This window comes from Micromonospora arborensis, from assembly GCF_003205615.1.
Classification (GTDB): Bacteria; Actinomycetota; Actinomycetes; order Mycobacteriales; family Micromonosporaceae; genus Micromonospora; species Micromonospora arborensis.
In genome coordinates this window covers 73,074-98,101 of record NZ_PYBV01000021.1, presented here as the reverse complement: position 1 = coordinate 98,101, position 25,028 = coordinate 73,074, and the positions used below count along the sequence as shown (strand labels likewise).

27 protein-coding genes are annotated in these 25,028 nt (G+C 70.5%); 3 read left to right on the top strand and 24 right to left on the bottom strand.

Annotated elements, in window-relative coordinates:
- Window positions 1–53: 53 nt before the first annotated feature.
- The 19 genes from C7C45_RS17690 to C7C45_RS17600 all read right to left on the bottom strand — a co-directional run bounded on the left by C7C45_RS17690 (window position 54) and on the right by C7C45_RS17600 (window position 18,240).
- Window positions 54–938, bottom strand: coding sequence for an anti-sigma factor family protein (locus tag C7C45_RS17690; RefSeq protein WP_110564765.1), 885 nt, complete (start codon window positions 936–938; stop codon window positions 54–56).
- The gene (locus C7C45_RS17685) at window positions 935–1,489 is read right to left on the bottom strand and encodes an RNA polymerase sigma factor (protein ID WP_110564764.1); all 555 of its coding nucleotides are present in this window, start codon (window positions 1,487–1,489) and stop codon (window positions 935–937) included. The genes C7C45_RS17690 and C7C45_RS17685 overlap by 4 nt, the downstream gene beginning before the upstream one ends.
- Window positions 1,490–1,588: 99 nt before the next feature.
- On the bottom strand, window positions 1,589–2,005 hold the full coding sequence (locus C7C45_RS17680) for an ATP-binding protein (protein ID WP_110564763.1): 417 nt from the start codon (window positions 2,003–2,005) through the stop codon (window positions 1,589–1,591).
- 67 nt (window positions 2,006–2,072) lie between these two features.
- A complete protein-coding gene (locus tag C7C45_RS17675) occupies window positions 2,073–3,527 on the bottom strand; it encodes a PAS domain-containing sensor histidine kinase (protein ID WP_110564762.1) in 1,455 nt (484 codons plus the stop codon).
- A gap of 46 nt (window positions 3,528–3,573) precedes the next feature.
- A complete protein-coding gene (locus tag C7C45_RS17670) occupies window positions 3,574–4,362 on the bottom strand; it encodes a glycerophosphodiester phosphodiesterase (protein WP_110564761.1) in 789 nt (262 codons plus the stop codon).
- 10 nt (window positions 4,363–4,372) lie between these two features.
- Window positions 4,373–4,708, bottom strand: coding sequence for a rhodanese-like domain-containing protein (locus C7C45_RS17665; RefSeq protein ID WP_110564760.1), 336 nt, complete (start codon window positions 4,706–4,708; stop codon window positions 4,373–4,375).
- 58 nt (window positions 4,709–4,766) lie between these two features.
- Window positions 4,767–5,774, bottom strand: coding sequence for an LCP family protein (locus C7C45_RS17660; protein ID WP_482805342.1), 1,008 nt, complete (start codon window positions 5,772–5,774; stop codon window positions 4,767–4,769).
- Window positions 5,775–5,910: 136 nt separating this feature from the next.
- The gene (locus C7C45_RS17655; RefSeq protein WP_110564759.1) at window positions 5,911–7,173 is read right to left on the bottom strand and encodes an LCP family protein; all 1,263 of its coding nucleotides are present in this window, start codon (window positions 7,171–7,173) and stop codon (window positions 5,911–5,913) included.
- A 178-nt stretch (window positions 7,174–7,351) separates the two neighbouring features.
- Entirely contained in the window at window positions 7,352–8,578 is a 1,227-nt protein-coding gene (locus C7C45_RS17650; RefSeq protein ID WP_110564758.1) for an LCP family protein, read from the bottom strand.
- 76 nt (window positions 8,579–8,654) lie between these two features.
- On the bottom strand, window positions 8,655–9,632 hold the full coding sequence (locus C7C45_RS17645) for an NAD-dependent epimerase/dehydratase family protein (RefSeq protein ID WP_110564757.1): 978 nt from the start codon (window positions 9,630–9,632) through the stop codon (window positions 8,655–8,657).
- 81 nt (window positions 9,633–9,713) lie between these two features.
- Window positions 9,714–11,405: a solute symporter family protein gene (locus tag C7C45_RS17640; RefSeq protein WP_110564756.1), complete on the bottom strand. Its 1,692-nt coding sequence runs from the start codon at window positions 11,403–11,405 to the stop codon at window positions 9,714–9,716.
- Window positions 11,383–11,748 (bottom strand): DUF485 domain-containing protein, encoded by a 366-nt coding sequence (locus C7C45_RS17635; RefSeq protein ID WP_110564755.1) that lies wholly within the window; start codon window positions 11,746–11,748, stop codon window positions 11,383–11,385. Before C7C45_RS17635 ends, C7C45_RS17640 begins: the two co-directional genes overlap by 23 nt.
- Window positions 11,749–11,923: 175 nt before the next feature.
- Complete coding sequence (locus tag C7C45_RS17630; protein WP_110564754.1) at window positions 11,924–12,574, bottom strand: flavin reductase family protein; 651 nt, start codon at window positions 12,572–12,574, stop codon at window positions 11,924–11,926.
- A gap of 140 nt (window positions 12,575–12,714) precedes the next feature.
- Window positions 12,715–14,418 carry an ABC transporter permease gene (locus C7C45_RS17625; protein WP_110564753.1) on the bottom strand — a complete coding sequence of 568 codons (1,704 nt, stop codon included), beginning with the start codon at window positions 14,416–14,418 and terminating at the stop codon, window positions 12,715–12,717.
- On the bottom strand, window positions 14,403–15,167 hold the full coding sequence (locus C7C45_RS17620) for an ABC transporter ATP-binding protein (RefSeq protein ID WP_110564752.1): 765 nt from the start codon (window positions 15,165–15,167) through the stop codon (window positions 14,403–14,405). The genes C7C45_RS17625 and C7C45_RS17620 overlap by 16 nt, the downstream gene beginning before the upstream one ends.
- Before the next feature lie 101 nt (window positions 15,168–15,268).
- A complete protein-coding gene (locus tag C7C45_RS17615) occupies window positions 15,269–16,909 on the bottom strand; it encodes a sodium/solute symporter (RefSeq protein ID WP_110564751.1) in 1,641 nt (546 codons plus the stop codon).
- Between the two features lies 1 nt (window position 16,910).
- Window positions 16,911–17,324: a DUF485 domain-containing protein gene (locus C7C45_RS17610; RefSeq protein ID WP_244200427.1), complete on the bottom strand. Its 414-nt coding sequence runs from the start codon at window positions 17,322–17,324 to the stop codon at window positions 16,911–16,913.
- Window positions 17,325–17,368: 44 nt separating this feature from the next.
- Window positions 17,369–17,566: a hypothetical protein gene (locus C7C45_RS17605; protein WP_110564750.1), complete on the bottom strand. Its 198-nt coding sequence runs from the start codon at window positions 17,564–17,566 to the stop codon at window positions 17,369–17,371.
- Window positions 17,563–18,240: a response regulator transcription factor gene (locus C7C45_RS17600; protein WP_110564749.1), complete on the bottom strand. Its 678-nt coding sequence runs from the start codon at window positions 18,238–18,240 to the stop codon at window positions 17,563–17,565. Before C7C45_RS17600 ends, C7C45_RS17605 begins: the two co-directional genes overlap by 4 nt.
- Before the next feature lie 182 nt (window positions 18,241–18,422).
- On the opposite strand from C7C45_RS17600, the gene C7C45_RS17595 reads away from it, so the two are divergent.
- Genes C7C45_RS17595 through C7C45_RS17585 form a run of 3 tightly spaced genes read left to right on the top strand, consistent with a single transcriptional unit; the run spans window position 18,423 to window position 20,793 of the window.
- Entirely contained in the window at window positions 18,423–18,974 is a 552-nt protein-coding gene (locus tag C7C45_RS17595) for a Uma2 family endonuclease (protein WP_167454745.1), read from the top strand.
- A gap of 60 nt (window positions 18,975–19,034) precedes the next feature.
- The gene (locus C7C45_RS17590; protein WP_208641205.1) at window positions 19,035–19,556 is read left to right on the top strand and encodes an RNA polymerase sigma factor; all 522 of its coding nucleotides are present in this window, start codon (window positions 19,035–19,037) and stop codon (window positions 19,554–19,556) included.
- The gene (locus tag C7C45_RS17585; protein ID WP_110564747.1) at window positions 19,543–20,793 is read left to right on the top strand and encodes a WD40/YVTN/BNR-like repeat-containing protein; all 1,251 of its coding nucleotides are present in this window, start codon (window positions 19,543–19,545) and stop codon (window positions 20,791–20,793) included. Before C7C45_RS17590 ends, C7C45_RS17585 begins: the two co-directional genes overlap by 14 nt.
- A 79-nt stretch (window positions 20,794–20,872) precedes the next feature.
- On the opposite strand, the gene C7C45_RS17580 is transcribed toward C7C45_RS17585, so the two are convergent.
- From C7C45_RS17580 to C7C45_RS17560, 5 genes are all read right to left on the bottom strand, one after another.
- Window positions 20,873–21,625 carry an AraC family transcriptional regulator gene (locus C7C45_RS17580; RefSeq protein ID WP_110564746.1) on the bottom strand — a complete coding sequence of 251 codons (753 nt, stop codon included), beginning with the start codon at window positions 21,623–21,625 and terminating at the stop codon, window positions 20,873–20,875.
- A 46-nt stretch (window positions 21,626–21,671) separates the two neighbouring features.
- Entirely contained in the window at window positions 21,672–21,974 is a 303-nt protein-coding gene (locus C7C45_RS17575; protein WP_110564745.1) for a putative quinol monooxygenase, read from the bottom strand.
- 301 nt (window positions 21,975–22,275) lie between these two features.
- A complete protein-coding gene (locus tag C7C45_RS17570; RefSeq protein WP_110564744.1) occupies window positions 22,276–22,938 on the bottom strand; it encodes a DUF5701 family protein in 663 nt (220 codons plus the stop codon).
- Window positions 22,939–23,005: 67 nt separating this feature from the next.
- Window positions 23,006–23,767: a LytR/AlgR family response regulator transcription factor gene (locus C7C45_RS17565; protein WP_110564743.1), complete on the bottom strand. Its 762-nt coding sequence runs from the start codon at window positions 23,765–23,767 to the stop codon at window positions 23,006–23,008.
- Window positions 23,768–23,786: 19 nt separating this feature from the next.
- Window positions 23,787–25,013 carry a sensor histidine kinase gene (locus C7C45_RS17560; protein ID WP_110564742.1) on the bottom strand — a complete coding sequence of 409 codons (1,227 nt, stop codon included), beginning with the start codon at window positions 25,011–25,013 and terminating at the stop codon, window positions 23,787–23,789.
- Window positions 25,014–25,028 lie beyond the last annotated feature (15 nt).

Here is a 25,028-nt window from a genome sequence, read left to right as displayed (position 1 = left end):
TGCCGGAGCGTCTGAACTTTCACGTCACTGGGTACCGCGCCGGCCGGAAAGGTTCAGCCCGATCCGGGGATTCGGCGGGGCGCGAAGAAGACGGTGACGGCGACGACCGCGGCGGCGCCGGCGAACACGGCCGCCCCCGGTGCCCACATGTGCTCGGCCACCGCGGAGACCCAGCGGTCCGCGAGACCGATTCCGGTGACATTCCGCAGCACCCACAGACCCGTGGCGAAGCCGAACCCAACCGCCGGCCGCCACAGCACCGACAGGGCAAAACTCAGCGCGCACAAGGGAACCAGCGGGCCGAGCCACGCGAACAGCAGCTCAGGCACACCGGAGGCGGTGCCGCCGCCTCCGGTGCCGTCGAGCGCGGCGAAGCCGAGAGTGGCCAGCACCCCGCCGGCCGTGACGGTGGCCATCACGACGGTGAGTCGGCCGAGGAGGACCGCCCGGGGAGAGGTCAGCGTGGCGCGGACGATCTCGTCGGCTGGCCCGGTGCCACAGGACGCCGCGACGAGGAACGCGGCGGCGAGCGGGACCACGGACCCGAGAACACCCCGAGACTGTTCGGCCGGCACGAACGCGGCGAGCAGCGCCCCGGCGACCAGTGCGACGGCCGAGACCGCCCACACCTGCCACGTCACCAGGCGCCACTGGTGGGCGAGGATGCCGGCCGCCCGCCGCAACGGTGCCGCGCCGAGGCTCTTTCCGTACCGTGGAATGGGTGGTTTGATCCTGCGCCTGATTCGGTCGAACAGTGCCGGTGCCGGCGGCGCGACCTGCGCCGTCGCGCTCTGGACGCCCTCGGCGAGCCGGGTCCACACCAGGGCGTCGTCGCGGCAGGTCGCACAGACGTCCAGGTGGGCACGGACCGGTTCGGCCGCGCCCTCGGCGAGGGTGCCGGCGACATAGGCCGACAGGGATTCGGTGGGGTGGATCATCCCGCTGTCCTCTCGACCTCTGCCGGCAACGCCCTGGCCAGCACGGCACGGGCGTGGAAGAGCCGGCTCTTGACGGTGCCGAGCGGCACACCGAGCACCTCGGCGATATCGGTCTGCGACAGGCGTGCCCCGAACGCGAGGTCGAGCACCTCGCGATGCTGGACCGACAACGTCACCAGCGCACCCGCGACCGCGGCGGCGTCGGCCCGCGCGATCACGACCGCCTCCGGCGACGGATCGGTGCTCGGCACGCCCTCGGCCCACTCGGCGGGCGCCGTCTGGGGCTGGCGGCCACGGAGCCGCTTGAGTGCCTGACGGCGGCAGATCCCGAACAGCCAGGTGCGCACCGCTGACCGGTGCTCGAAGCCACCAGCACCACGCCAGACCGCGACGAAGGTGTCCTGCAACGTCTCCTCGGCCAGCCCGCGCTCGCCGAGAATTGACTGTGCGTAAGCGATCAGTGGCGTCGCGTGGCGCGCGTAGAGCAACTCGAACGCCCGCTCCTCACCCAGAGCGGTACGAGCGAGCAACGCCGCGTCCGACTCGTCCATCGCTGGTGAGTATCGGCCACCACCGGAGAGGTTCAACCTCTGTGACCCACGCCACAGCGGATCGACCGCGTTCGTGGGCTGGACCGGCCCGAGCCGTACTCAGGCCGCTGGCACCAGGTCCGGTAGGTGTGTCGGCGCCGGGTCGAACTCGGCCCAGACGCGCTGGCCCATGCCGTCCCGCTCGACGCCCCAGCGGGTGGCCAGACCGGCCACGATGTGCAGCCCTCGCCCGTCCGCGGCGTCGGTGCTGGCCGTCCGGAGCCGAGGCCCGGTGCTCGCGCCGCCGTCGGTGACCCCCAGTTGGATCACTGCGCCCTCCGCCGAGGGTCGCAACCGCCAGGCCACCCGGACCACTCCGCCGGGCAGCGGTCGGGCGTGCCGCACCGCGTTGCCCACCAGCTCCGCGAGTACCGCGATCAGATCCGCCAAGAGCGTCGGGGGTACGACGTCCGCCAGCTCACCCGCGAGCCGGTGCCGGGCCAGCCGTGCCCCGGCCGGGTGGTGGGGAACCACCACGCACCACGCCCGATCCCTCGCTGCCGCTGCCGCTGCCACCGTCGCCTCCACGTCGCGTCACCGTCGGTCAACCGCGCGGTAGCCGCACCTCTGCGACCGTACCGCCGCCGGTCCTCGGACGTAGGGATACCCATCCATTCTGCTGTTCAACGATTCGACGGACGAGATAGAGGCCGAGCCCCGCCCCCGGGTAGCCGCGCCGGTCGCCGGACTCGCCCTGCCAGAACCGGTCGAACGCCCGCTCCACGTGCTCCGGGCGGATGCCGATGCCCCGGTCGCTGACCCGGAACGCCACCAGTTGACCGTCGACCGAGGCGGTGATCTCGATCGGAGTGTCCGGTGCGGAGTACTTGCCGGCGTTGGTCGTCAGCTCGGTCAGCACGGTGGCCAGGCTGGGCCGGTGGCCGAGCACCTTGGGCAGGTCGGCCGGGAGGAGGATCGTCAGCCGGCGACGCAACTCCGCCGGCAGGTCCACGACCGCGGAACGCAGCGCGTCGCAGAGGTCGAACAGGGTGGGTGGTTCGTCCCCCGGCCCCGCCTCGGCCGCCGAGCTGAGGAGACGGTCGACCAGGCGGGCCAACTCGTTGGCGCGTTGCCCGATCACCCGGGCAGCCTGCCGTCGGTCGACCTCGGTCAGCGACTCCCAGTGGTCGGTGAGGGTGTCCGCGTACCCCTTGATCACGGTGACCGGGGTGCGCAGCTCGTGACTGGTCACCGCGACGAACAGCTCCCGGTCGTGGTCGCGGCGCTGCTGGTCGGTGATGTCGCGGAAGGTGACCACCCGCAGCGTGCCCGGGCCGGGTAGGTCGCCGGAGGTGATCCGCAGCCAGCGACCGTCCGGCATCCGGTGGTCGCGAACCTGGCCGGAGGGCGGCAGCGGAAACGGCAGTGGACGGCTCAGCGCCTGCTCGACCGATCGGCCGGTGACCTGGGCGGCGGCCGGGTTCCAGAGTCGGACGTGCCCGTCCCGGTCGACGACGGCCAGCCCGTCGGCGAGTGCCGCCACCACCGGCCCGTCGCCGTGTACGGGTAGGCCGGTCTGGTCGCCGTACATGTGCCCGACGCAGGACGCGAGGTAGGCGACCACCCCCTGCCGATCGGCGCCCGGCTCATCGTCGCTCGAATAGAGGGCGTGCAGACTGCCGACGGTGTGGCCGCCGATCTCGGCCCGGGCGACCACCATCTGGCGCAGGCCACTGCCGGCCAGTTCGCCGGCCAGCTTGCCGTTGAGGTGGCCCACCGGCACCTGTTGCACCCGTGGGCCGGCGAGCAGGCAGACGGTGTCCGGGTCGTCGACCGCCAGCGGACGGCCGAGCGCCCACTCCGCCGCGCCGGTCGCGGCGATCACGCGACCGCCGGTCGGACCGAACTCGACGAACGCCATACCTGTCGCACCGAGGGCTGGCTGGACCATTCGGAGCAGTTGGGTGAGGACCGGAAGGCCCGCCTCCCCCGAATTGATCATCTCGATCATGATGGTGTGGCCAGCGAGGAGAGCGGGAAAATCGATACGCTCCGGCATGTGCCGAGTCTGCCCCGCCGATGAGGTTTTGGGCACCCCCGCCCGGTCAGCGGTCCAGCCGGGCGAGGGCGTACGCCGGCCGGTCAGTGATGATCCCGTCCGCCCCGGCGGCCAGCACCAGCTCCAGGTCGGTCGGTTCGTTGACCGTCCAGACGTACACCTGGTTGCCGGCCGTCCGAAGTGCGGGCAGCAGTTTCGGACGGGCCCGGACCAGGCCGATGCCCGGCGCCGCGATACGGGTGCCGAACGGCAGCCGACCCAGCCGCAGCCAGGGCGGCAACACCTCCAGCAACAGCACCGTCGGCAGCTTCGGAGCGAGCTCGCGTACCCGACGGACCGCCAGCGGGGAGAACGACATGACGGTGACCTGCACCGGGTCGTCCGGCGCCGGGTCGGCCAGCCCGTACCGGCGCAGCAGAGTGACCAGTCGCCGTTCCACGTTCGAGCCGTAGCGGGACGGATGTTTCGTCTCCACCAGCAGCCGGACCGGCCGGCCGGCGGCGAGCACCGCGTCCAGCAGCCGGGCCAGGGTCAGCAGCCGGGTGTGCGACTCGTCCGGCGGTAGGTCCCCGTTCGGCGCGCTGCCCGGATGCCACGAGCCGAAGTCCAGCGCGTCCAGCTCGGCGAGCGTACGCGCGCTGACCAGACCGCGACCGTTGCTGGTGCGGTCGAGTCGTCGGTCGTGCACGCAGACCAGGTGCCCGTCCCGGGTCAGCCGGACGTCGCACTCCAGGCCGTCGGCGCCCTCGTCGAGCGCGCGCAGGTACGCGGCGAGGGTGTGCTCGGGAAGGTCGTACGAGGCTCCGCGGTGCGCGAAGACCAGTGGCCCAGCCATCCCGGCCGCCTCAGATGACCTGGCCGGGCTGCCCGTTCGCGTCGACCACCGGTCGGCCGACCGCAGCCCACTGGCGCATCCCGCCGTCGGCGTTACGCACCTGCTCCCACCCGTTGTTGATCAGGTAGGCGACGACCTGGGCGGAACGCCCCCCGGAGCGGCAGACGACCGCCACGTCACGGTCGGTGGGCACCTCCGCGAGCCGCGCTGGCAGCTCCATCATCGGCAGGTGGTGGGCATGGGGAGCGTGGCCGGCCGCCCATTCGTCGTCCTCCCGCACATCCAGCAGGTAGGTCTCGTCGGCGATCTCGGTCACGGGCACGGTGGGAACCTGGGGTCCGAACACAGGAACCAACACTAGATCCTCATCGACCGGTTCGGCACCGACCTGGCCGTCGGCACCGTCACAACCGGGTCACCCAACGCGGGTTGGCCTGGGCCCAGGCCGGCATCGCTCGGCCGCGAACCGCCTCGAACAGCCCGTTGCCCCCGTTGTCCAGCACCACGTACGAGACCTCGTCGATGGTCTGTGGGGACGACGGCACCTGGACGCCACGCATTCCGTCGGGCGGCAGCGCGCGCAGCGCGAGGAGCAGATCCTCCAGGGGTACGCCGTTGGTGTCCATGGTCAACGAGCCGCCGACCGCCCGGAGCACCTGGTCCAACTTGACCGGGTTGCTCCGCAGGTCCGCCTTGCCGGCGCTGTCCAGCATCGCCCGGAGCAACTGCTGCTGGTGGTGCTGCCGGTCGTAGTCGCCCCCGGGCAGGTCATAGCGCTGTCGTACGTAGTCGAGCGCCTGCGCCCCGTCCATCTGTTGGCATCCGGTGGGGAAGACCCGGTTGGTGTGGATCGAGCGGACCTCGGTGTCCACGCACATCTGCACCCCGCCGAGCAGGTCGATGACCTTCCGGAAGCCGGAGAAGTCGATCAGCGCGGCGCCGTCGAACCGGATTCCGGTGAGCCGGTTCAGGGTGGCGGAGAGCAGTTGGGCTCCGGCCTGCCCGCCACCGCCGTGCTCGTACGCCGCATTGATCTTGTCCTGCCCGCCACCGAAGCCGTTCCCGGGTGGGATGGCGACCAGCAGGTCGCGCGGGATGGAGACCAGGTAGGCCTCCCGCTGGCCGGCGGGCACGTGCACGATGAGGATGGTGTCCGAGCGTTGGTCCGGGCCGCTGTCGCCGGGGCGCCGGTCGGAGCCGACCAGGAGATAGTTGAGTGGCCCGTCCAGGTCGGTCCGGTCGGTGCGGGCGTCGGGGTCGAGCAGTTGCTCCTTGGTCACCGTGCGGTCGTACCGGTGGCTGAGCGTCTTGAGCCCGACCAGGGCGAGGCCGGCCAGCAGGACGAGGGCCAGGCCGATGCCGAGCAGGATCCGCGACCCACGGGCGCGGCGTGGTCGGGCGGTTGGGGGCACTCCGGCCCGGCCCGCCGTGTTCCGTCCCGACCTGGACGTGACAGCCTCCCCGCGGCCGATACGTGAAACCTGCTCACGTAAGGCTACGGGCGGTGACGGTGCCGCCGCCGGGTTTCGGGACTTCCGGCCGCTGCCCTCACTTACGAGTGGAGATCACCTCGGGGTGGGTGAAGACGAATTCGGCGAGCTTGTCCTGCTTCACGGCGCGGAACATGGCAAGCGTCTCTTCGCTCAACGCCTCGTTGCCGTTGCCGTTGCCGTTGAAGGTGCCGTTGTTGGTCTTGAGCATGGTCAGCTCGTTCGCGGTGACCCCGCGCATGGTGAAGATGAAGTTCTCGATCGGCACGCCGCCGGTGTCCAGCACGAGCGCCTTACCCGCCGTCTTGACCAGCTGCTGGAGCTTGGCGGGCTTGGTCAGCATGCCGCCGTCGGTCGCCTTCCGGGCCATCGCCTTGATCAGCTGCTGCTGGTTCTGCTGCCGGTCGTAGTCGCCGCCGGGCAGTCCGTAGCGCTGCCGGGAGTAGTCCAGGGCCGCCCAGCCCTCCATCTCCTGGCAACCCTTCTTGTGCAGCACCGGGGTCATCTTCTTGCCGGTCTTCTTGGCGTCGGCGTTCCACATCGGCTTGCCGTCGACGTACGACATGTGCTTCGACTTGACCTCGTGGCTCACGCAGATCTTCACCGTGCCGAGGGTGTCGATGACGTTCTTGAAACCGCCGAAGTTGATGATCGCCGCGCCGTCGAAGCTGATGCCGGTGAGTCTTTTGATCGTCTCGGCCATCAGCTGTGCGCCGCCCTCCCAGTTACCGCCGTTGCGGGCGCCGGCCTCGAAGGCTGAATTGATCTTCCCGGTGCCGCCGGCCCAACCGCTCTTCTGGAATGCCGGGATCTGCGCCTCGGTGTCCCGAGGGATGGAGATCAGGTAGGCCTGGTCGTGCGTGGCCGGGATGTGCAGGATGATGATGCTGTCCGAGCGGACGTTGTCGGCTGCCCAGCGCTCCCGTGCGTCCACGCCGAGCAGCAGCATGTCGATCGGCCCGTCCAGGCTCGCCCCGCCCTCGGCGTCGGACTTGCCGGCCCCACCCAGCAGATTGCGCTGGGCGATGTCACCGGTCGCCTGACCGATCATCACCTTGCTGCCGACGACGACGGCCCCGCTGCTGAGCATCAGCACCGCCCCGAACACCACGGTCAGCCGGGCCCAGAGCGGGTCCTTGCGCTTGGTCCGCTTCTTCGCCGACCCACCGCCACCCACCCGGCCGCCATCGCCGCCGCCGGGCGGGCGACCGCCCGGCCCGCCGCGCGAGGGGCGCGTCTGCACGGGTATGGCTGCGGCGACACGGCCGCTGGGGGCGGCGGACCCGGGGGACGAAGGGCGACGACTGGCCTGAACCGGCATGCGTGCTCCAGCTCGTGATCAGGAGGGGGCGGCACCACTGTACGTACATCGATTCGACTTGGCGAGTTCATCCCGGATCATCCGGACGTCTGTTTTCTCGTACTCAGTCGATCGTCGCCGCTCGATGACCCGAACGGCGGGGTGGTCGTCGGGCCGCCGACAGCCGCTCCTGCTGCGGTCAGCCGCCGTCCTTGCTCTTCGGCGGGTTGGCCTTGACCCAGTCCGCCATGGTGTCCGCCGACATGGCCCGGTACATGGCGAGCGCCTTCTCCCGGTCGGAGACCACCACCGACTCGCCGTTGATCGTGTCACTGCCCGTGTTCGGGCTGGTTACGAAAGTGAGGTTCTGGCCGCGCAGGTTGCGGAACTGCAGCGCCATGTCTGTAACCGAGAAACCTTGGTCGACGGTTACGGCCGCAGTGACCGATTGGAGGAAATTGTTGAGCTTCGACAGGTTTGCCAGCGTGCCGGTGCTCGCCGCCTTGTCCATCAACGCCCGGAGGAACTCCTGCTGGTGCCGCATCCGGGCGAAGTCTCCGTCCGGGAACTGCTTGCGCTGACGGATCCAGTCCAGCGCCTCCGCGCCGTCCATGTGGTTGGTGCCCTTGGTGAACGTCCGGTACGGCTTGTGGATCGAGGTGATGGTCCGCTCCACCTTGAGGTCCACCCCGTCGAGAGCGTCGGTGACCTCCTTGAAACCGCCGAAGTCGATCGCCATCACGTGGTCGATCCGGACGTCGCTGAAGCACTCCACCGTGCGTACCGCCAGCGGCAGCCCGCCGAACGCGAACGCCGCGTTGATCTTCGCGCGCTTGCCGGAGTCGCAGTCCGCGCCGGCGCTCTCCGGAATCGGCACGTAGAGGTCCCGCGGGATGGAGACCAGGTACGCCTCCTGATGATCGGCCGGGATGTGCATCACGATGATCGTGTCGGCCCGCCACTGACTCTTGGTGTCGACCGGGGCGTCCGGGTCCCGCGAGTCGCTACCGACCAACAGGATGTTCAGCGCCCCGTCGACGGTCTTGGTCGGGCGGCCACCGGTGATCTCCGCGAACGGATCGGTGCGGGCCAGGTCGCCGTTGAGGTTGCGGGCGTACAGCCAGGCGCCCACGCTGCCGAGCAGCGCCAACACCAGCACCGCGACCCCGGCCACGAGAGCGATCCGACCCCAGCGCGGTCGCGGGCCACGCCGCCCCGACCCGCCGGCCCCACCCGGCCCACCAGGCCCTCGCGGCCCCGCCGGGCCGCCGGGCCCGGGCTGCTCCTCGTCGTACGACGGGTAGAAGCGCGCCTCGGTCGGTCGGGCACGCCCGGAGGCACCCCGATCAGGGCCGGGAACCGACGCGCGCCCGGCGCTGCGGTGCAGATGCGGACGCGGGACGCCGGCAGGCGAAGTCGCTGACATGTAACTCAGGGTACGTAGCGGAAGCCACCGCCGCCTTCAGGCGACACTCAGAGACAGCCGATGCCCAACGAACCGGTTACCCTAGCCGCGCCCGGAAGTAGTCAATCGTGCGTCGCAGGCCATCTTCGGGCGCCACCGTCGGCTCGTAGCCGAGCAGTTCGCGGGCGAGAGTGAGATCGGGCCGACGCATCTCCGGATCGTCGGAGCTGCGGGTGACGTAGGTCACCTGCGAGTTGCTGTCGGAGAGCGACACGATCAACTCAGCGAGTTGCCGCATGGACAGCTCGTGCTCGGTGCCGCAGTTGACCGGGCCCGTCTCGGTCGAGTCGAGCAGCAGCAGGATGCCCCGCACCAGGTCCTCGACGAAACAGATGGATCGGGTCTGGTTGCCGGTGCCGTGCACGGTGATCGGCTCGCCGCGCAGCGCCTGGGAGATGAAGGTGGGGATGGCGCGGCCGTCGTCCGGGCGCATCCGCGGGCCGTACGTGTTGAAGATCCGGACGATCGCCGCGTCGAGCCCGCGGTAACGGTGGTACGCCATGGTGGCCGCCTCGGAGAACCGCTTCGCCTCGTCGTAGACGCTGCGGACCCCGATCGGGTTGACGTTGCCCCAGTAGGTCTCGCGCTGCGGGTGCTCCTTCGGGTCCCCGTACGCCTCGGAGGTGGAGGCCATCAGGAACCGGGCGCCGTCGGCGGCCGCGCGCTCCAACAGGTGCAGGGTGCCGACCGAGCCGACCCGGAGGATCTCCACCGGCAGTTGGGCGAAGTCGGTGGGGCTGGCCGGTGAGGCCATGTGCAGGATCGCGTCGAACCGCTCGGCCAGCGCTGGGTGGTGGGCCGGCAGGCCGTCGGAGATGTCCGCCTCGACCAGCGTGAAGGTTGGCTGGTCCAGCAGGTGAGTGACGTTCTCCTTGGAGCCGGTGACGAAGTTGTCCAGCGCCACCACCGTGCAACCGCGGGCGATCAGGACGTCCACCAGGTGCGACGGGACGAAACCAGCGCCGCCGGTGACGAGGACGCGGTGACCGGACCCGAAGCGCTCAGCAACCTTCATGCTGGTCAGCCTACCGATCCCCGATTACGGCGAGAGGCCCCCCGCAGACGCGTGGCGTCTGCAGGGGGCCCGGTGCCTGGATCAGTGGGCGCCAGCGCCGGTCAGGGCGCGCACCTCCAGCTCCGCGTACTTGTCCTCGTCGTGCTCCTTGGAGATGACCGTGCCGATCCACCCGCACAGGAAACCGAACGGGATGGAGAGGATGCCCGGGTTGGACAGCGGGAACCACTGCCAGTCGTGATCCGGGAACATCGACGTCGCCGCGCCGGAGACCACTGGCGAGAAGAACACCAGCAGTACGGCCGAGAGCAGGCCGCCGTAGATCGCCCAGACCGCGCCGGAGGTGTTGAACCGCCTCCAGAACAGGCTGTAGAGGATCGCCGGCAGGTTGCCCGAGGCGGCGACCGCGAAGGCCAGCGCCACCAGGAACGCCACGTTGAGGTTCTGCGCGTAGATCGACAGCAGGATGGAGATCGCGCCGATCACCAGGGCGGAGATCCGGGCGACCTTCACCTCCTGACGCTCCGACGCCTCCCCCTTCTTCATGACGTTCGCGTAGAAGTCATGCGCCAGGCTGGACGAGGAAGCCAGGGTCAACCCGGCGACCACCGCCAGGATGGTGGCGAAGGCGACCGCCGCGATGATCGCCAGCAGGGCCGCGCCGCCCAGCTCGCCGCCGAAGAACTCCAGGCCGAGCGCCTCCGCCAGCTGTGGTGCGGCGGTGTTGCCTGCCTTGTCCTGTGCGGTGATGGCCTCGCTGCCCACCAGCGCCGCCGCGCCGAAGCCGAGGGCCAGCGTGAGCAGGTAGAAGGTGCCGATGATGCCGATGGCCCAGAGCACGCTCTTGCGGGCCGCCTTGGCCGTCGGCACGGTGTAGAAGCGGATCAGGATGTGCGGCAGGCCGGCCGTGCCGAGCACCAGGGCGATGCCGAGCGAGAGCAGATCCATCTTGTTGTAGAAGGTCTGCGTGGCGTTCCCGGCGACCTCCACGCCGTACCGCAAGCCCGGGTTCAGGAGGGCGTCGCCCTTGCCGGAGGCCGCGGCGGCGGCGCCGAGCAGCTCCGACAGGTTGAAGTTGTACTTCGCCAGCACCAGCACGGTCATCAGCAGCGCGCCGCTCATCAGCAGGAACGCCTTGACGATCTGCACGTACGTGGTGCCCTTCATGCCACCCACGGTCACGTAAATGATCATCAGGGCGCCGACCATGATGATGGTCGCCACCTTGGCGGTCGCCGCGTCCATGCCGAGGAAGGTCGTCCCCGGCCGGATGCCGAGCAGCAGCGCGACGAGCGCACCGGCACCCACCATCTGCGCCAACAGGTAGAAGATCGACACCGTGATGGTGGAGACCGCCGCCGCCGTACGCACCGGACGCTGCCGCATCCGGAAGGCCAGCACGTCGGCCATCGTGTACCGGCCCGAGTTGCGCAGCAGTTCCGCGACCAGCAGCAGGGCCACCAGCCACGCGACCAGGAAGCCGATCGAGTAGAGGAAGCCGTCGTAGCCGTAGAGGGCGATGATGCCGGCGATGCCGAGGAACGAGGCGGCCGACATGTAGTCGCCGCCGATCGCCATGCCGTTCTGGAAGCCGGAGAAGGACCGGCCGCCCGCGTAGAAGTCGGTTGCCGTCTTGGTCTGCCGGCTGGCCCAGATCGTGATGGCCAGGGTCACCGCCACGAAGACCAGGAAGAGCGTGATGGTCAGGTTGCGGGCGGTGTGGTTGCCCGCCTCAGCCGCCAGGAACGTCTCAACCGCGTGGACCTTGCTCATGGGTCACCTCCCCGATCTCTTCGCGGATCCGGTCGGCGATCGGGTCGATCTTCCGATCCGCGTACCGGGAGTAGAGCCAGGCGATCAGGAACGTGGAGACGAACTGGAGCAGGCCGAAGACGAGCGCGACGTTGATGTTGCTGCCGAACAGCTTCGTGCCCATGAAGTCCCGGGCGTACGCGGAGAGAATGACGTAGAGCGCATACCACAGGAAGAACGCGACGGTCATCGGGAAGACGAAGCCGCGCAGCGCACGCCGCAGCCCGGCGAACTCGTCCGACCGTTGTACGGCCAGGTACTTGTCCGACTGGGAAGCGGCCGGAGCGGGTGTGTCCGTGGACATCTGTGGATCACCACCTTCACAGGCGTCAGAGGAGTTTCGCGCACCGTAAAGAGCGCACTCCCCGACAGGGAAGGCCGAGATCGATGCCGGTCGGCGAGTGCGCCGAGCGGTTGGTTGGCTGCGCCAAGTGACTCAGGTCACTGCGGTGATCGGTCGGTCTGGGTGAGGCGTCCGCTCAGGACGGCAGCTCGTGGTACCGACCGCGATAGTGCAGCAGCGGAGAGGACTCCTTGGCCAGGTCGACCGTCTCGATGGTGGCCTCCACGAGCAGGCCCCAGCCGTACTCCCGGGCGCTGTCCAGTCGGCACCCGGCCCAGCCGCCGGCGTCCGCCGGGACCGGCCCGTACGGCGTTTCGATCCACTCCCCGGCGGCGAACAGCCCGCCCGGGGCGGGAAAGAGGCCCGCAAACCGATCGGCGAGCTGCCGGTGCGGCGGACCGAGCGGCGCGACCGCGAACCGGCCCGCCTCCTCCACTGCCGCCCAGAGATCGGACTCCGCGTCGATCAGCCCGAGCAGCCGGTCCGGCTCCCCCTCGGCGACCAGCGTGGACGACACCGTCAGCCCGGCGGGGCCGGGCGCCGTCCAGAGAGTCACCGGGGCGGCCAGCCGACCGCGCAGTCGGCGTACCGGCGACCGCTGCCCGCTCGGCACCGCGAACGGGTCGGTGGAATGGATCTCGGCGCCCGGCTCATGATTCACGTGAAACATTGTGCCGCCCCGGACCCTCGCCCAACCAAGGAAGCGCTCGTGCAGGCCGGCGGGGCGCCCGTTGAGCCGGGCGATTTGATGGGCCGCGTCGGCCGGCAACTTCAGATTGAGTGATATGACTCAGAGGTATATTTATGACTCTGAGTCATATCACTCATGGGGACACTGGGGTCCCACCGCGATCAACCCGGGTCGCAGGTGTCGCCACCATCGAGGCCCTCGCCACCGGCGGCCCAGGCCCCCGGTCAGCTCGCCGGCTAACGGCGCGGCGTGACCGTGGCCAGCAGCTCCGGCTGACGCCGGTCCAGCACGTCACCGGCCAGGTACGCGCCCAGCAGAGCCGTGCCCAGCCCGTACGCGATGCCCACCGGCAGGGCCAGCCAGAGCCAGGCGTCGCCGAGCAGGGCCGCCGCCACCACCATCGGCACCGCGACGACCGCGGAGATGACCATGGACAGGATGGTGAGCAGCCCCTTCGCCATGCCGGCGCCGCTGTTCATCGCGAACGGGTTGCTCGTCTCCGGCAGCGAGTACGCCCCGAGCACCGAGACGAAGCTGTTCACCGCCAACCCCGCGCCGTAGGTGGCGGCGAGGCTGCCCGCCGTCAGCCCGATCCATTCGGGCCGACCGAGCAGCACCGACAGCACCACCGCGACGATCGCCAGCATCGGCAGCACATACAGCGAGAAGGCCGTCATCCGCGCACGCAACTCGACCCGGCCCGGCACACCGGCCACCACGTTCGCGGCGTACGCGCTGCCGTCGAAGCCGAACTGATTGGCCAGGGTGACGGCGGCGAGCACGCCCACGAAGAGCATCGAGATGGTGACCAACACCGGTGAGCTGCCGCCGGTGCCCGTCGTGAAGCCCTCTCCGGCCGTCGACGCGAAGCCCGAGCCGCCAAGGTTGACCATCACCGGCACGAAGATGCCGACCACCGCGATCGTGATCAGATTCGCCCGGCGGCGGGCGTCCCGCCACCAGTAGCGGGCCTCCCGAGCGACCAACGTGCCGAACCGGTCCCGACGGGCCCAGCCGGCGATCCGGGGAAACAGTTGGCTGACCGCGCCGCCGGTGGCACCGCGCTGCACCGGAGCCTTACCGGCACTCACCGCGCCCACCATCGCCGATTCCAGCGACCGCGACCACCACGCCAACAGGACGCCGAGCGACGCAACCGTGATCAGCAGCTTGACCGGCGCAGCCCAGACCCGCCCCTGCGCCACGTCGATGCCGGCGGTCCACGGAGCGCCGAGCGGTGTCCAACCGAGCACCGTCGCCACCCCGGCCAGTCGGTCCCAGTCCGCCTCCCGTAGCGCGGCGAGGCCGAACACCTGCAACGGCCCGAGCAGCGCGGCGGTCACCGCCAGCAGCACGGCCGCCAGGTCACGCACCCGGCGGGAGCGCAGCATGGTGGCGAAAGCGCTGGTCACCGCCCGACTCGTGGCCACGCAGAGCAGCACCCCGCCCACCACGCCGACGACGGCCACCAGGCCGGCGGTCCAACCGCCCAACGCCCCGGCGGTGAGCACCAGCCCGAACGACGCGACCAGCACCGCCAGCGCGGGCACGCTGATCAGGGCCGCGGCGAACAGACCGGTGACCAGGGTGCGCCGGGACAGCGGCAGCAGCGCGAACCGGGCCGGATCCAGGGTCTCGTCCACCCCGAAGAAGACCAGCGGCAGCAGCAGCCAGGCGAGCACCAGCAGCCCACCGCCGGCCGCGGCGACCAGCACGGCGTACTGGCCGTCGCCCGCCAGACCGGGCGCGGCGAAGAGGAAGAAACCACTGACGGCGAACCAGAGCCCAAGCAGCACGCCACCGATGAACATGGCGATCCGCCGGCCCTGGCCCCGGAAACTGTTGCCCATCACCCGCAGCTTGAGCCGCACGAAGTGCCCAGCGGTGACGGCGCGTGCCGGCGCGTCGGGCGCGGCGTCCGCGCTCACTGGGAGAGCCACGACAGCTCCTCACCGGTTGCGGTGCGCCCGCCGACCACCTCGACGAAGACCTGCTCCAGCGAGCGTTCCCCGCGTACCTCGTCCAGAGTGCCGAACCGCTTGATGGTGCCTCCGGCGAGGATCGCCACGTGTGAGCAGAGGCGTTCGACGACCTCCATCACGTGACTGGAGAAGACCACCGTGCCGCCGCCTGCCGCGTAGCGGGTGAGGATGTCCCGGATCAGCGCGGCGGAGACCGGGTCGACCGCCTCGAACGGCTCGTCCAGCACCAACAGTCGGGGACCGTGCAGCAGCGCACAGGCCAGGCCGATCTTCTTCTTCATGCCGGCCGAGTAGTCCACCACCAGCGTCCGTCCGGCGTCGCCGAGCGCCAGCACGTCGAGCAGCTCCGCGGCCCGCTGGTCGACCACCGCCGGGTCCATCCCGCGCAACAACCCGTTGTACGCCAGCAGTTCCGCCCCGGTCAGCCGGTCGAACAGCCGGACGCCGTCCGGCATCACACCGAGCAGTCGCTTCGCGGTGAGCGGGTCCTGCCAGACGTCGTGCCCGAGCACCCAGGCCGAACCGGCGTCCGGCCGCAGCAGCCCGACCGCCATCGACAGGGTGGTGGTCTTGCCGGCACCGTTCGGGCCGAGCAGGCCGTAGAAGGAACCGGCGGGAACGTCGAGGTCGACGCCGGCCACCGCGATCGTGCCGTCGAACCGCTTGGCCAGGCCACGCAGTGCGAGCGCGGAGTGCTCAACAGTCATGCGCCGACGGTAACCGGCGGTCGCCGGTTGCGCCGTCCGGCAGCGGGTGGATTCGCGATCATCCCCAAGGCGGACGGCCCGGCGGCTCAGCCCCGAACCAGCTACAGGCGCAGGGCCTCGGGGGTGTGCAGGCGGAGCATGGTGGCCGCGACGTCGGCGGGCGCGCGGCGGCGGGTGGCGACCGACACCGCGACCATCACGGTGAAGGCCAGTGGCACCGTCCAGGCGGCCGGCTGCGAGGTGAGCGTGGCCGGCCACCCGGACAGCGGTGGCCCGAGCACGGTGACCAGTACGGCCCCGATCGCCGCACCGCCGCCGACCACCACGCCGGCGGCGGCGCCCACGTCGGTCAGCCCACGCCACCAGATACCGAGCACCAGCAGCGGGCAGAAACTCGACGCGGCAACCGCGAAGGCCAAACCGACGACCTGCGAGACGTCCAGTCCGGAGACGTGCAGCGCCAGCACCGTCGGCACAGCTCCGGCGATCACCGTGGCGAACCGGAAGCCGCGTACCGAGCCCCGGCCGAGCACATCCGTCGAGATCACGCCGGCGACACTGGTCAGCAGTCCGGACGAGGTGGAGAGGAAGGCCGCGAACGCGCCCGCCGAGACCAGCGCCGCGAGCAGTCGCCCACGTGTCCCGTCGCCGAGGGCCGCGCCGGGCAGCAGCACCACCACCGCGTCGGTCTGCCCGCTGACCAGCAGTTGTGGCGTGTAGATCCGGCCGAGCACCCCGTACAGGGTGGGTAGCAGGTAGAAGACCCCGACCAGGGCCAGCACGACCAGGGTGGTCCGGCGGGCCGCCGCGCCGTCCGGGTTGGTGTAGAAGCGGACCAGCACGTGCGGCAGGCCCATGGTGCCCAGGAACGTGGCCAGGATCAGCGAGTACGTGGCGAACAGCCCCCGGTCGTCGTTGCCCGCGGCGCTGGGCAGCAGCCAGTCGCTGGCGTCGGTGGCCACTCCGGACACCTCCGGCACCGGATCACCGGCGGCGAAGGTCAATTCGTCGCCGGGGCGTACCTCCTGGATGTCGCCGTCGGGCAGGGTGAGGGTCGCGCGGTGCTCGACCACGACGGTGGTCGCGGCCCGGAACGTCGGCCCGTCGGGCGGGGTCACCGCCGGGCGGCCGTCGGCCTGCCACTGCAGCGCCAGGAAGATCACCGGTACGGCGAGCGCGGTCAACTTGAGCCAGTACTGGAACGCCTGCACGAAGGTGATGGCCCGCATCCCGCCCAGCGCCACGTTCGCGGTGACCACGGTGGCCACCAGGAGGGCACCGAGCGGGTACGGGGAGCCGGCCACCGTGGCCAGGGTGAGCCCGGCGCCCTGGAGCTGCGGCACCAGGTACAGCCAACCGATGAAGATCACGAAGGCGGTGGCCAGGATGCGCAGCCGGCGGGACCCCAGCCGCAACTCACAGAAGTCGGGCAGGGTGAACGCGCCGGAGCGGCGCAGCGGCGCCGCCACGAAGAGCAGCAGAGCCAGGTAGCCGGCGGCGAACCCGACCGGATACCAGAGCACGTCCACGCCGTACTTGAGGACCAGCCCGGCGATGCCGAGGAAGCTCGCCGCCGACAGGTACTCCCCGCCGATCGCGGCGGCGTTCCACGTCGGGCTGATCGCCCGGGACGCGACCAGGAAGTCAGACGTGGTCCGGGCCAGCCGCAGCCCGTAGAAGCCGATCCCGACGGTGACCAGGGTGACCGCGACAATGGCCGGGACCACGAAGTCGTTGCCCACCTCAGCGCTCCGGCCGCTGCACCAGATCGGTGAAGTCCTGTTCGTTGCGCTCGGCCAACCGCACGTACGCCCAGCCCACGGCGATCAGGAACGGGAAGGACGCCACCCCGAGCAGCAGCCACGGCAGGTTGACGCCGGCCACGGTGGTCCGGCCGAGCGACGGTGCGATGGCGAACAGCCAGGGCAGCCCGCCCAACCCGATGACCACCACCAGGGACAGCCGCAGCGCCAGCGCGAGTTGAGCCCGGACCAGGCCACGGACCAGCGCCTCGCCCACCTGCGTCTGCTGGGCCAACTCGGCGCGGGTCCGCTCGGCGCGCGTGTCCTGCCGGGTGATCTCGGCCAGCACGATCCGGGCCCGCCGGGGCGGCGGTACCGTACCGCCCGACCCCACGTCAGGGAGTTGCTTGGCCACCCCGGCAGTCTTGCCCGCCGTGCGGGATTGTCAAGCGTTCCCGCTCACCAGCCCCGCAGACCGAGACAGTCCGTCGCACTGCCGGTCAGCGGGACCGTCTCGAGCTTCCGGCGGGCCCGCTCCCGGCCGACGTTCGTCGCCCAGAGGCCGTCGTGGGGCAACTCGGCGGCGATCTGACCCAGCGCGCAGACGCGCAGCAGCTCCAGCACCCGGTCCAGCCGGGCGAGCACGGTGGCGGTCATGACGGCAGCTCCAGGGCGTAGCCGACACCGTGCACGGTACGGATGAGGCCCGCACCCAACTTGCGGCGCAGCGCCTTGATGTGGCTGTCCACCGTGCGGGTGCCGCTCCTGTCGGCCCATCCCCACACGTCGGCGAGCAGCCGTTCCCGGGGGAGCACCGTGCGCGGTCGCCCGGCGAGGTGGACCAGCAGGTCGAACTCGGTCGGCGTGAGATGCACGTCCGTGCCGTCCCGGCGGACCCGCCGCTCGGCCTCGTTGATCTCGATGTCACCGAGGCGGATGGCGGGCGGCGTCGGAGTGACGGCCCGCTCCACCCGTCGCAGCAGGACGTGCACCCGAGCCGCCAACTCCCGCATCGAGAACGGCTTGGTGAGGTAGTCGTCCGCGCCAACCGCGAGCCCCACCAGCAGGTCGTTCTCGTCGTCGCGGGCCGTGAGCATCAGCACCGGCACCGGCCGTTCGGCCTGGATCCGGCGGCACACCTCCAGGCCGTCGAAGCCCGGCAGCATCACATCGAGTACGACGAGATCCGGCTGCCCGGCGTGGAACTGCGCGACCGCGCTCGGCCCGTCCGCCGCGATCTGCACGGTGAAACCCTCTGCCCTCAATCGGGCGGCGATGGACTCGGCAATGGTCCGTTCGTCCTCGACCACCAGTACCCGGCGTTCCTTCATGGTCCTGACAGTAGGGAGCCGCCGTGGAGATCATTGGGTCGCGTTGTGAATAACCTGTGGAGAACCGTTCACGCCTGTGGATAACTCGGCAGACGTGCTGGCTGGCCTGTGCGAAGACCCGTGACTCGTTGTGGACGATCGACGGAGGTGTCAGGGTGGTCCGGTAGAGAGGAGGTGTGACGGTGACCAATCCTGCTCGGCCCGACCACGGGGCCGCTTGGACGGTGGACGACCTCCAGAGTCTTCCGGAGGACGACCAGGTCTACGAGATCTTCGACGGGAGCCTGCTCGTGTCCCCCCACGCGGACGTCTTCCACGGCGCGGTCGCCAACCGCCTCCGCCGGCTCCTCGACCGGCAGGCCCCCACTGGCGTGCTCGTCGGTCAGGACATCGGGGTGAGCGCCAAACGCTCCTCCTACTTCGTGCCGGATCTCTTCGTCGCCCGCGAGAGCGCAGTGGATCGGGGCGGTGCGGCGCTCGACCCGGCCGACGTGCTCCTCGTCGTCGAGGTGATCTCGCCGAGCAACGCCGGCCGCGACCTGGTGCTCAAACGCCACGAGTACGCGGCCGCCGGCATCCCCCTCTACTGGCTGGTGGAGCCGCGGAAGCAGACCCTGACCGTGTTGGCGAACGGCGCGGGCGGTTACCGCGAGCAGGCACTGCTCCCGGTCGGCGAGGTCTACCGCACCGAGCAGCCGTTCCCCCTCGCCCTGACGCTCGCCGACATCTTCTGACCGTCGCCCGGAACCTTTCCCTCCGCCCAGGAGTGGGACAGGTGAAGAGGGGTGGTGAGGGTGTTCGACGCTGATCTGATTGCCGAGCTTTACGCGGGCTGTTTCCGACGACTTGTGGTCCAGCTCTACGCGGTGACCGGAGACCTGAACGAGGCGCAGGAGGCGGTCCAGGAGGCGTTCACCCGTGCCCTGGCCGCACCCGGTCGGCTTACCCGCCTGGACAACCCGGAGGCATGGCTGCGCCGGGTCGCGGTAAACGTCGCCCGGAGCCGACATCGACGACGGCGGGTGCTCGACGGGCTGCTGCGCCGGATCGGCCCGCCGCCCGCAGTCGCCGACCGCTCACCCGAGCACCTGGCGCTGCTAGCCGCGCTGCGCGGTCTGCCTGACGGGCAGCGGAACGCGTTAGCTCTGCACTACCTCGTTGACCTGCCCGTCGAGGAGGTCGCGGCAACCCTCGGCGTCTCCGTCGGCACGGTCAAGTCCCGCATGTCCCGAGGGCGGCAGACGCTCGCGGCGCTCCTCACTGACCGTGACGTCACCGATAGCACGAGCACCGGGAGGATCAGTGTCCGATCGTGACTTCTCAGGCTTCGACGCCGACACCATAAGCGAGGTCGTCCGTCAGCCGCCCCTCGATGACCTGCGCTCGGCTGCTCGGTCGCGTCGGCGGCGGCGGATCGGCGGGGTGGCACTGGCCCTCGTGGTCGTCTTCGCTGGCATGGCGGCGCTACCGCTGGTTGCCCCTACCGGTGGTGATGGCTGGGCCGAGCCGACCCCCATTCCGCAGGCACGAGACCGCGCCACCCAACTCTTCATGACAGGTCCGAACTCCGGTGTGGGTGTGGAGATCGACAGTTGCACGATCCGCTTCACATACACCGACGACGGAGGACGGAGATGGAGCGACTACGACGCGGCCCGCTACCAGGCCACGTCGTGCCGGGCTTATGGCGTGGGATACGCCGACCTAAGAATCTCCGTCCTCGGGGACCGCTCCTATCTGATCCGGGACGGCGATCTGACGAGACTCTCCACCGACTACGGCCGGACCTGGCGAGACGCGGCGCAGGCGATGGTGGCGGTGCCCGCCTTCCCGGAAAAGGCCCGCGCCGTGTCCTGCCAGGATGGCTGCTCTGCGATCCAGCGGCCGCTCGCCGTGGACCCGTCGACAGGGACGGTGTACCAGCTCCGTGGCAAACCGACGTCACCTGTTCCGCCGCACAGCATCTACGAGAGCGCGGACGGAACGATCTGGGTGACCTACTGGCCGGGTGACCTCGACGTCATGGTTGTCGCTCGGAGCGTGGACCGGGGTGCCACCTGGAACACCTGGCGGCCGCCCAAGGGCGCGGATGTGCGAGCAGTGGTAGGGCTGAGCGAGCAGGAGGCGTACCTGCTGATCGATCCTCCGCCACCGCCAGGGGCCCCACCGATGACGGTGGTCGGGCCGGTCCAGCTGCTGCGGACCACCGACGGCGGGAGGAGCTGGGCGGACGTCGGCACCGATCTGCCCGACACGCAGGAGACGCTGGAGATCACCGTGGGCGCGGACGGCAGTTTGCTGGTCGCCGAGTCGGGCAATTTCGCCCTCGAGACCGATCCACCGCCAACCAACACCTCGCGGCTGTGGACGAGTCGGGACGATGGGCGGCACTTCACCGTGGAGCAGGCGTACCGGCGAAATGACGGAGGGGTGGGTGCCGCCCCTGGGCTCGCCTGGCTCTACGGCCGTGACGACATGACGGTGCTTGGGCCGGACCACGTGTTGCTGACCAGTGACGGAAAGACCTGGACCCGCTTCCCGCTTCCGGATTGACGTCGCGGGCACGCCGATCGAGGGCGGGGCCGATGGCAGCGCCATCGGCCCCGCTGTGCCGAACCGTCAGCTGATCCGCTCAGGGCCGAAAGCTGGCCCGGTACTCCGTCGGCGTGCGGCCAGTCAGCTCCCTGAATGCGGCGTTGAACGCCGACAGTGAGGTGTACCCGACCATGAATGCGATCTTGGTTACCGGGGTGTCACCCGCGGCGAGTTCCTCGATCGCGCCCAACACCCGCATTCGGCGCAGGACTGCCCGCCAGGTCATGCCGGTCTCCTCCGCGAAGCGCCGTGCCAGCGACCGTGGCGCGAGGCCAACGTCGACTGCCACGTCCTCGAAGCGGACCTCACCGCCGAGCCGCTGCTCGGTCAGCTCAAGGGCCCGGCGCAGCTCCGGTGATCGCCCCGCCGGCACGACGACCGGGCTCGGCTGCTGCGCGAGCCGCCAGGTCACCGCCGCGAGCGCGGCGAACAGCGTCTCGGCGTACGCCGTGAGGGGTTCGTCGCACTCGATCCACGTGCGGCACTCGGTCAGCAGTGCGCGTGCCAGCGGGTTGAGGTCGAATACGGTCAAGGGCGCTGGCGGGGCCGGAGTGAATCCGGTATCGAACAGCACCGACGCGGTAGTGACCGGCCGCGGGATGCTCACCCGGATCGGCCGGCCTGCCTCGATCAGGGCGGCCCGCGCCGGTGGCAGCAACCACGCCTGACCCTGCGCCTCCAGCCGGAGGGTCCCGGCGGAGGCGCAGAGCAGGTAGTGGCGGTCCACACACAGGTCGCGAGCGAACTCCGGCGCGACTGTGCGGACGAAGCTGTACGCCCTGCGGGTCATCGATGGCCTCGCACCGGCCGATCCTAGAAGTCCGTCGCGACGCCGGTCAGGCCACCGTCTCCAGCAGGTCGGCGCGAAAGCGCCGGCTCACCGGCGCTCCGATCATCATCGGCCGGATTACCTCGCCGAATCGTGCGAAGGAGTCCGACCTCAGGTAGCCGGCGAGCGAAGCCTCGTCCTCCCACTCGTGGATCACGGCGACTGCGGTGTCGTCCTCACGCGCGGCGTAGACCCGGAAAGCGATGTTGCCCGGCATGGCGCGTACCCGATCACCCTCCCCGTCCAACTGGGCGAGGGCAGCGGGCCGGTCGGTGGCAGCAGTCCTGAAGTCGATGATCGCGATGATCATGAGGACCTCCTGAAAAAGGCGGCGACGCCGCGGATTGGATGGTCCGATCCTCCGGCAGAACGCGCCCGGCCCGCCTCTGTCAGCCGGACGCGTTCACGCTCCCAGCGGACACGCCCGCTCTTCTGACATCTGCTGACCGGAGAACACGAAGCGGGGCCGGCGGCAGCGCCACCGGCCCCGCTGTGCCGAACCGTCAGCTGGTCGGTACGACCAGCTCCACGGACATGCTGCCGCTGGCCGGAACGGCAACTTGCGGGTGCCGTCCGGTTGGGTCACCAGGTGGATCTGGTCGGTCCGGCGGTCACTCCAGGCCGACGCGCTCCGGCCGGGCCGCGGCGGAGCCGAGCCAGGTGTGCGGATTGCCGTACCAGCACCAACCCAGCTTCGGTGCGCCCTGGCTGATCCAGAGCGCCGGCACCCGTCTGTCGCCGCATCGGGAACCGACAAGCGAGAAGCACCTGTTGCTCGCCAGCGCGGCCGGGTGCAGCGTGATGAAGGCGAGCCCCTCGTCGATGCTGATCGGCAGCCGCCCCTGGGTGGTCATCCCTTCCATGGCGGTGATCGGCGGTAGGTTGCGGAACTCCTCGCCCCGGTCGACGTCGAAGAGCAGGTACGCCGGCCCGGTCGGGGCCTCCAACTCCTTGATCGGGTCGAAGCTTGGCAGGTCTGCCTCGGCGTAGTTGCGGTCCAGGATGCCGGGCTTGCGCTTGCCGGCCATGGTGGTGAGCTTTAGCCGCTCCACCACCCCGATCAGGTCCCGGGTGATGACCAGCAGGAATGGCACCCGGGCGTCGGTCGGGGCGGGGAGGCCTGCGGCGCCCTCGACCGCCCTGGCCCGCAGGGGTGCGACCAGGTCGCGGAACGCGGTCTCGGGCAGCCCGGCCAGGGCCGGGTAACCCAGTTGCACCAGTCGGTCGAGTTGGCGGTCGAACTCGGTCTCGGCGTCGAACGGAGTGACGGTCATGGCGGCCTCCCGGAAGTCGTACGGACTAGCGTACGACGTACGGTGGCGCGCCCGGCCCATTTCCGGCTTAGCGACTCCAGTCCTGCTTCGCGGCCCTGACCAGCTTGTCCTTCAGCTCCCGGGTGTGTCGCCGACTCACCGGCAGCTCGGTACCGTCGATCACCACGACATAGCCGGAGTTGACCAGCCGCAGCTCCGCTATCAGCTTCAACTGCACCAGGTACGACCGGTGCACCCGGACGAAACCGGCATCAGCCCACCGCTCCGCCAGCGTGGCCAGCGAGACCCGCACCAGATGTGACCCCTCCGCCGTGTGCAACCGGGCGTAGTCCCCCTGCGCCTCCACCCACCGCACCGCCGAGCGCGGCAGCATCCGGGTGGTGCCAGCCAACTCGATGGGGATGGTCGGGTCCTCCTCCGCGCGGGCCAGCGCCGCCGGGTGCGACGGCACCACCCGGGAACCGATCACCCGGCGCAACGACTCGGCCAGCCGGTCGGCGCGGACCGGTTTGCGTACGTAGTCGGTGGCGCCCAGATCGAAGGCGTCCACCGCGCCGTCGTCGTACGCGGTGACGAAGACGATCGCCGGTGGCCGGGCGAACCGCCGCAGCACCCGGGCCAGCTCCATCCCGTCCAGCCCGGGCATCCGGATGTCCAGGAAGACCACGTCCACGTCACCGTCGCGGAGCAGCCGCAGCGCCTCGGTCGCGTCCCCGGCGGTGTTCAGCCGAGCCACCCGGGGGTCGGCCCGCAGGTGGTACGCCAACTCGTCGAGCGCGGGCGGCTCATCGTCCACCGCCAACACCCGGAGAAAACCGGACGCATTCACCGCGCCGCCCCGCGCCCGCTCACGACCCTGCCCGCACGCCAGCGTGGAACTTCGGGATCCGCATGCTCACCTTCGTACCCGAGCCCAGCCCGGTCTCCACGACCAGGCCGAACCGATCCCCGAAAACCGACCGCAGCCGCTCGTCGACGTTGGAGAGGCCGACATGCTGGCCCGTGTCGTCACCAGGGTCGCCGGTGCCGCTGGCCAGCTCGGCGATGCCGGCGGTCAGCGTGGTCGGGTCCATTCCCACTCCGTCGTCCTCCACCGTGATGTGGCATTCGGCGCCCGCGTCCCGGGCCTCGATGCTCACCATGCCCGTGCCCGGCTTGCGGGACAACCCGTGGCGGACGGCGTTCTCCACCAGTGGCTGCAGGCAGAGGAACGGCAGCATCACCGGCAGCACCTCCGGGGCGATCTGCAACCGCACCTGCAACCGGTCGCCGAACCGGGCCCGTTCGATGGTCAGGTAGCGGTCGATCGACCGCAGCTCCTCGGCGAGGGTGGTGAACTCCCCGTGCGCCCGGAACGAGTACCGGGTGAACTCCGCGAACTCCAGGATCAGCTCCCGGGCCCGCTCCGGATCGGTGCGGACGAACGAGCCGATCGCGGTCAGCGCGTTGTAGATGAAGTGCGGGCTGATCTGCGCCCGCAACGCCCGGACCTCGGCTCGGGCCAGCCGTTCCCGCGACGAGTCCAACTCGGCCAGGGCGAGCTGGTTGCCGGCCCAGTGCGCGGTCTCCAGGGTGGCCTGCACCAGGCCCGGAGCCGGCGGGCTGTCGGCGATGGCCACGAGCGCGCCAACCACCCGGCCGTCCGCCCCCTGCAGCGGCGCGACCACCGCCCCTCGAACCGGGCAGTCCACCCGGTCGCAGTGCAGTTCCTGCTCGCCGAGCACCGTCGAACGGCCGGTGTCCACCGTCCGTCGGGCGGCCGAGAGTAGTTGCTCACCGTGGTGGGTGCCGCGCCCATCGAGGGCCAGCACCCGGTCGGCGTCGGTGAGCGCCAGCCCGGCCGCGCCCACCAGGGCCCGCAGATGACGTACGGCCTTCGCCGCCCCCGCCTCGCTCAGCCCCGCCCGCAGCGGCTCGGCGGCCAGGCCGGCGGTGTGCAGCACCTCGTAGGTGGCCCGCTGGGTGGCGGTGGCGATGCCACGGCGGGCCCGTAGCCGCAGCACCGCCAACAGGGCAGCGGTCAGCGCGGTGACGAGGGAGACGACGCCGACCACGGCGGAGAGGTTGGCACCCACGCAGCGATCCTTGCC

Coding starts and splice junctions, on each gene's coding strand:
- C7C45_RS17690 (WP_110564765.1), bottom strand. CDS start 938: ATGATCCACCCCACCGAATCCCTGTCGGCCTATGTCGCCGGCACCCTC.
- C7C45_RS17685 (WP_110564764.1), bottom strand. CDS start 1,489: ATGGACGAGTCGGACGCGGCGTTGCTCGCTCGTACCGCTCTGGGTGAG.
- C7C45_RS17675 (WP_110564762.1), bottom strand. CDS start 3,527: ATGCCGGAGCGTATCGATTTTCCCGCTCTCCTCGCTGGCCACACCATC.
- C7C45_RS17670 (WP_110564761.1), bottom strand. CDS start 4,362: ATGGCTGGGCCACTGGTCTTCGCGCACCGCGGAGCCTCGTACGACCTT.
- C7C45_RS17655 (WP_110564759.1), bottom strand. CDS start 7,173: ATGCCGGTTCAGGCCAGTCGTCGCCCTTCGTCCCCCGGGTCCGCCGCC.
- C7C45_RS17650 (WP_110564758.1), bottom strand. CDS start 8,578: ATGTCAGCGACTTCGCCTGCCGGCGTCCCGCGTCCGCATCTGCACCGC.
- C7C45_RS17645 (WP_110564757.1), bottom strand. CDS start 9,632: ATGAAGGTTGCTGAGCGCTTCGGGTCCGGTCACCGCGTCCTCGTCACC.
- C7C45_RS17640 (WP_110564756.1), bottom strand. CDS start 11,405: ATGAGCAAGGTCCACGCGGTTGAGACGTTCCTGGCGGCTGAGGCGGGC.
- C7C45_RS17635 (WP_110564755.1), bottom strand. CDS start 11,748: ATGTCCACGGACACACCCGCTCCGGCCGCTTCCCAGTCGGACAAGTAC.
- C7C45_RS17620 (WP_110564752.1), bottom strand. CDS start 15,167: ATGACTGTTGAGCACTCCGCGCTCGCACTGCGTGGCCTGGCCAAGCGG.
- C7C45_RS17605 (WP_110564750.1), bottom strand. CDS start 17,566: ATGACCGCCACCGTGCTCGCCCGGCTGGACCGGGTGCTGGAGCTGCTG.
- C7C45_RS17600 (WP_110564749.1), bottom strand. CDS start 18,240: ATGAAGGAACGCCGGGTACTGGTGGTCGAGGACGAACGGACCATTGCC.
- C7C45_RS17580 (WP_110564746.1), bottom strand. CDS start 21,625: ATGACCCGCAGGGCGTACAGCTTCGTCCGCACAGTCGCGCCGGAGTTC.
- C7C45_RS17575 (WP_110564745.1), bottom strand. CDS start 21,974: ATGATCATCGCGATCATCGACTTCAGGACTGCTGCCACCGACCGGCCC.
- C7C45_RS17570 (WP_110564744.1), bottom strand. CDS start 22,938: ATGACCGTCACTCCGTTCGACGCCGAGACCGAGTTCGACCGCCAACTC.